Origin of the sequence: Saccharomonospora iraqiensis subsp. paurometabolica YIM 90007 (genome assembly GCF_000231035.2) — a bacterium.
In the GTDB taxonomy this organism is placed as follows: domain Bacteria; phylum Actinomycetota; class Actinomycetes; order Mycobacteriales; family Pseudonocardiaceae; genus Saccharomonospora; species Saccharomonospora paurometabolica.
This window is the reverse complement of sequence record NZ_KI912234.1, coordinates 38,372-43,609: the sequence shown is the minus strand read 5'-3', so window position 1 is coordinate 43,609 and position 5,238 is coordinate 38,372. Positions and strand designations below refer to the sequence as shown.

At 73.5% G+C, this 5,238-nt stretch carries 1 protein-coding gene and 1 pseudogene; both read right to left on the bottom strand.

Going from position 1 to position 5,238, the window contains the following annotated elements; all coding sequences use genetic code 11:
- A pseudogene (locus SACPADRAFT_RS27115) lies at positions 1–4,276 on the bottom strand (type I polyketide synthase); the annotation flags it as partial.
- A gap of 450 nt (positions 4,277–4,726) precedes the next feature.
- A partial coding sequence (locus SACPADRAFT_RS0211435) for an acyl carrier protein (RefSeq protein ID WP_007026365.1) occupies positions 4,727–5,238 on the bottom strand: 512 nt, incomplete at its 5' end.

Genomic DNA, 5,238 nt, shown 5'->3' with positions numbered 1-5,238 from the left:
CCCGGCGGCGGGCCACGAGCGCGTCGAGCCCGGCGTTGGCGGCCGCGTACGCGCCCTGCCCCGCGCCGCCGAAGACCCCGGCTGCGGAGGAGAACACGACGAACGCCTCCAGCTCACCCGTGAGGTCGTCGAGGTGCTGGGCGCCGGTGAGTTTCGGGGCGAGGACGGCGTCGAGACGGTCGGCGGTGAGCGTGGCGATGGTGGCGTCGTCGAGGACGCCTGCCGCGTGCACGACGGCGGTGACGGGATGTTCGGCGAGCAGCGCCGCCACGGCGTCGCGGTCGGTGACGTCACAGGCGACGACGCGCACGTCCGCATCGAGAGCGGGCAGGTCGGCGGTGCCGCTGCGGCCGACCAGGATCAGGTGGCGGACACCGTGCCGCTCGACGAGGTGGCGGGCCAGTGCGGTACCGAGGACGCCGGTGCCGCCGGTGATCAGAACGCGGCTGTCCGGGCCGAACGGCGTGGCCGGGGCCGCCTCCGCCCGCGCGAGCCTGGGCGCGACCACACCGTCCCGCGTCACCCGCACCCGGGGTTCGTCGCGGGGAAGCGGAGGCGGCGAGTCCTCGGCAGACTCCACCAGGACGATGCGTCCGGGGTTCTCGGCCTGGGCCGACCGGATCAGCCCGCCCGCGGCGGCCGCCTCCGGCCCGTCGCCGATGACGAGCGCGACGGGCTCGCCCTCGGTCCCGAGGACGCGGTGCAGAACGTCGAGTGCCTCCCTCGGGGTGGTGACACGCTCGGCGGCCGGCGTGTCCGTGCCGGGGACGGGGACCCAGTCGAGCCGGAACAGCGCGCCGTCGACGGAATCCGGCAGCGCGGGGATGGGCCGCAGAGCCACCGCGGCGATCTCGGCGACCGGCGTGCCCGCGCCGTCGGCGGCCAGGACGGACACGGCGTCCTGCGCACTCGGAGCGAGCCGGACCCGCAGAGCGGTCGCGCCCGCAGCGAACAGGCGGACACCGGAACACGAGAACGGCAGCCATCCGGTAGCGGGATCGCTGACGAACGAGCCGAACGCGGTGGCATGCAGGGCGGAGTCGAGCAACGCCGGGTGCACGCCGAACCTCTCCGCCGCGCCCTCGGGCAGGACGACCTCGGCGAAGACCTCGTCACCCCGCCGCCATACCGCGCGCAGGTTCCGGAAGGCGGGGCCGTAGGTGATACCGGCGGTGGTGAAGGAGTCGTAGACACCCGCGATGTCGACGGGCTCGGCACCCGAGGGCGGCCAATCCCCCAGCGCAGGAGGCGCTTCGGGGGCGACGGTGACCGCGCCCTCGGCGTGGTGGGTCCACGGATCGTCGGCGCCACGGCGGGAATGAATGTGCACGGACCGGGTCCCGGCGGCATCCGGTCCGACGGCGACCTGGACGTCCACGCCGCCGTCGTCCAGCACCAGCGGGGTGACGAAGGTCAGGTCGGCGACGGTGTCGCGGCCGACCTGGCGACCGGCGCGCAGCGCGAGTTCGAGCAGGGCGGTGCCGGGGACCACGACCCGGCCGGACACGACGTGGTCGGCCAGCCAGGGGTGGGTCCGGGTGGAGAGCCTGCCGGAGAGCACGGCCCCGTCGTCGTGGGCGAGGGCCAGGGCGGCACCGAGCAGGGGATGTTCAGCCGGCGCGAGACCCGCGGCGGCCACGTCGCCGGTGCGGCGGCCGGTCGGCAACCAGAAGCGGCGTTCCTGGAAGGCGTAGGTGGGCAGGTCGATGCGGCGGCCGCCGGGCACCACCGCGGCCCAGTCCGGCGTGACGCCGTGCACGACGGCCTCACCCAGGGAGAGCAGCATCCGCTCCAGGCCGCCGTCGTCCCGCTTGAGCGAGCCGACCGCGACGACGTCGTCCGGCAGGGCCATCGTCAGCACCGGATGCGGGGAACACTCCACGACGGTGCCGAACCCGTCGGCCACCAGAGTCTCGACAGCACCGGCGAACCGGACGGTGGAGCGGAGGTTGTCGAACCAATACCCGGCGTCCATCCCCGAGCCGTCCTCAACGCGCCCGGTCAACGTCGAATACACGGGCACAGTCCCCGCACGCGGCCGGACCGGCTCCAGCACCTCCAGCAGCTCGTCGCGCAACTCGTCGACCTGCGCCGAGTGGGAGGCGTAATCCACCGGGACCCGCTTCGCCCGCACACCGTCGGCCGCACAGGCGGCGATCAGCTCGTCGAGGGCCTCCGGCTCACCCGACACCACCACAGCGCGGGTGCTGTTGATCGCGGCGATCGAGACCCGGTCACCGAACGGTGTGATCCGGTCGCGAACCTCGGCCTGACCCAGCGCGACCGAGACCATCCCGCCACGACCCGCGAGCTGCTTCAGCACCCGCGACCGCAGGGCAACCACCCTGGCACCGTCCTTCAACGCCAGCGCCCCCGCGACCACAGCAGCAGCGATCTCACCCTGCGAATGACCCACCACCGCATCCGGCTCGATCCCCCACGAGCGCCACAACTGCGCCAGCGACACCATCACAGCCCACAACACCGGCTGCACCACATCGACCCGACCCAGCAGATCGCCATCACCCAACGCGGCGTCCAGGGAGAAATCGGTGAACGGCTCCAGCGCCGCAGCACACTCCGCCAACCGCTCCGCGAACACCGGCGACTGCTCCGCCAGCTCACGCGCCATCCCGACCCACTGCGAACCCTGACCGGGAAATACGAACACCGTCCGCCCCGGCTCGCCGGGTGTGCCGCGCACGAGCGCCGGGTGGGTCTCGCCCGCCGCGAGCGATCGGAGGGCGGACGTCAGCTGAGCACGGTCACCGGCCAGCACGGCCCGCTGATCGAGTGCGGCGCGCCCGGCCAGGGTCCGGGCGACGTCGGCGAGATTCAGATCGGCGCTGTGGGCCAGGAGTCGCTGCGCCTGCCCGAGGAGCGCGGCTTCGGTGCGACCGGACAGCACCCACGGAACCGGGGTGCTCTCGACCGGGGCGGGTGCCTCGGTCTCGGGCGCCTGCTCCAGGATGACGTGCGCGTTGGTGCCGCTGACACCGAACGACGACACCGCCGCCCGCCTGGGCCGGTCCACGTCGGGCCACGGACGGGTGTCGGTCAGCAGTTCGACGGCGCCCGCGGACCAGTCCACGTGCGTGGAGGGCTGGTCGATGTGGAGGGTCTTCGGCAGGACCGCGTGCCGCAGCGCGCCGACGGCCTTGATCACACCGGCGACGCCCGCGGCGGCCTGGGTGTGCCCGATGTTCGACTTCACCGACCCCAGGTACAGCGGCTCGTCGCGATCCTGCCCGTAGGTGGCCAGCAGCGCTCCGGCCTCGATCGGGTCGCCCAGCGACGTGCCGGTGCCGTGCGCCTCGACGAGGTCGACATCGGACACTCCCAGTCGGGCGTCTTCCAGGGCTTGCAGCACGACGCGCTGCTGGGAGGGACCGTTGGGGGCGGTGAGCCCGTTGGACGCGCCATCGGAGTTGACCGCCGAGCCACGCACGACGGCGAGCACGGGATGCCCGTTGCGCTCGGCGTCCGAGAGCCGTTCGAGCAGGAGAACGCCCGCGCCCTCGCCCCATCCGGTGCCATCGGCGGCGTCGGCGAACGCCTTGCAGCGGCCGTCGCCGGCGAGGCCGCGCTGGCGGGAGAACTCGACGAAACCGTTGGGGGTGGCCATGACGGTGGCGCCGCCCGCCAGCGCGAGCGAGCACTCCCCCGCGCGGAGGGCGCGGGCCGCCAGATGCAGCGTGACCAGCGACGACGAGCACGCCGTGTCGACGGTGACGGCCGGTCCCTCGACGCCGAAGGAGTAGGAGAGCCGTCCGGAGAGCACGCTCGCGGCGTTACCGGTGGCCAGGTACCCGGTCGACTCGGCGGACGAGTCCAGCAGCAGCGTGGCGTAGTCCTGGCCGTTGGTGCCCGCGAAGACGCCGACCCGCTCGCCGCGCACGCCCCGCGGGTCGAGCCCGGCCCGCTCGAACGCCTCCCAGCAGACCTGCAACATCAGGCGCTGCTGGGGATCCATCGCCACGGCCTCGCGCGGCGAGATTCCGAACAGGTCGGCGTCGAAGGCGCTGGCCGCGTCGAGGAACCCGCCTTCCTGTGCCAGGGAGGAGGTACGCAGACCCTCGAGGTCCCAGCCGCGGTCGGTGGGGAACGGCCCCAGCGCGTCGGTTCCGCTCGCGGCCACCTCCCACAGGTCCTCGGGAGAGGCGATGCCGCCGGGGAAGCGGCACGCGGCGGCGACGACGGCGATCGGCTCGGACAGAGCCTCCCGCTGCTCCTTGAGCTGCCTGCGGGCACGCTGCAGGTCGGCCGTGACCAACTTCAGGTAGTCACGGAGCTTGTTCTCGCTCGACAAATCTGGCGACACCTCCGCGAAGCGGCCGGATCAGTCCCAAGGCCCGACACGAGCGCGCGCCGATCATTCCCAGCCGGAGGCAACACTAGGGAGGCGGAAATGGGCCGACAACCCCTAAGAGCTCCTAACACCAGGCCAAGGGGCGTCCGCGTACCGGAAGGTCGTGGGTGCCGGCGACGGCGCGGCCGGGCTCGGAGCCCGGCCGCCGGAAGCCGCGCGGTCACCGCGTTAGGGGCTCCACGGACCCGCCACTCCGCGGCCGGGGGAGGGGGCCACCCCTCCCCCTATCCGGGACCCCCTAACGCGAGTCGGCGCCCGAATCGTGGCAGGGCACGGCCTCGGTCAGCTCGTACGGGGCCTCGGGCCGAACGCGGAGCCCGTGAGCCGGGAGCATCGCCGGCGCCACGCTCCGGTGTGCTAATCCTGTCCCAATTCCCGCTCGATCAGGCCGAACAGCTCGTCGTCGGAGTCGACCGACAGCACCTCGCCATCCGCATCGGACGCGGGGCTCGCGTCGGTCCACGAGTCCAGCAGGCTGCGCAGCCGCACCGCGACGCGGGCACGGTCGAGGGCATCGGTCGCGGCCTCGGCCAGTTCCCGTTCCAGCCGGTCGACGTCGGCCAGTAGCGCGGGCAACCCGGCCGAGGTCAGCTGGCCGACGGCGAACGCGGCCAGCGCCCGTGGTGTCGGGTGGTCGAACACCGCGGTCGCGGACACCGTGAGTCCGGCAGCGCCCAGCACGTTCCGGAACTCGACGGCCGTGAGGGAGTCGAACCCGACGTCCCGGAACGACTTGTCCGCCGGCACCGCGTCCGTCGACGAGTGGCCGAGGACGGTGGCGGCGGCCTCCCGCACCGCGTCGAGCACGACCCGTTCGCGGTCGGCCGTACCCGCGACGCGAGCGGCGAGGTCGGGCACGGGCGCGGGGG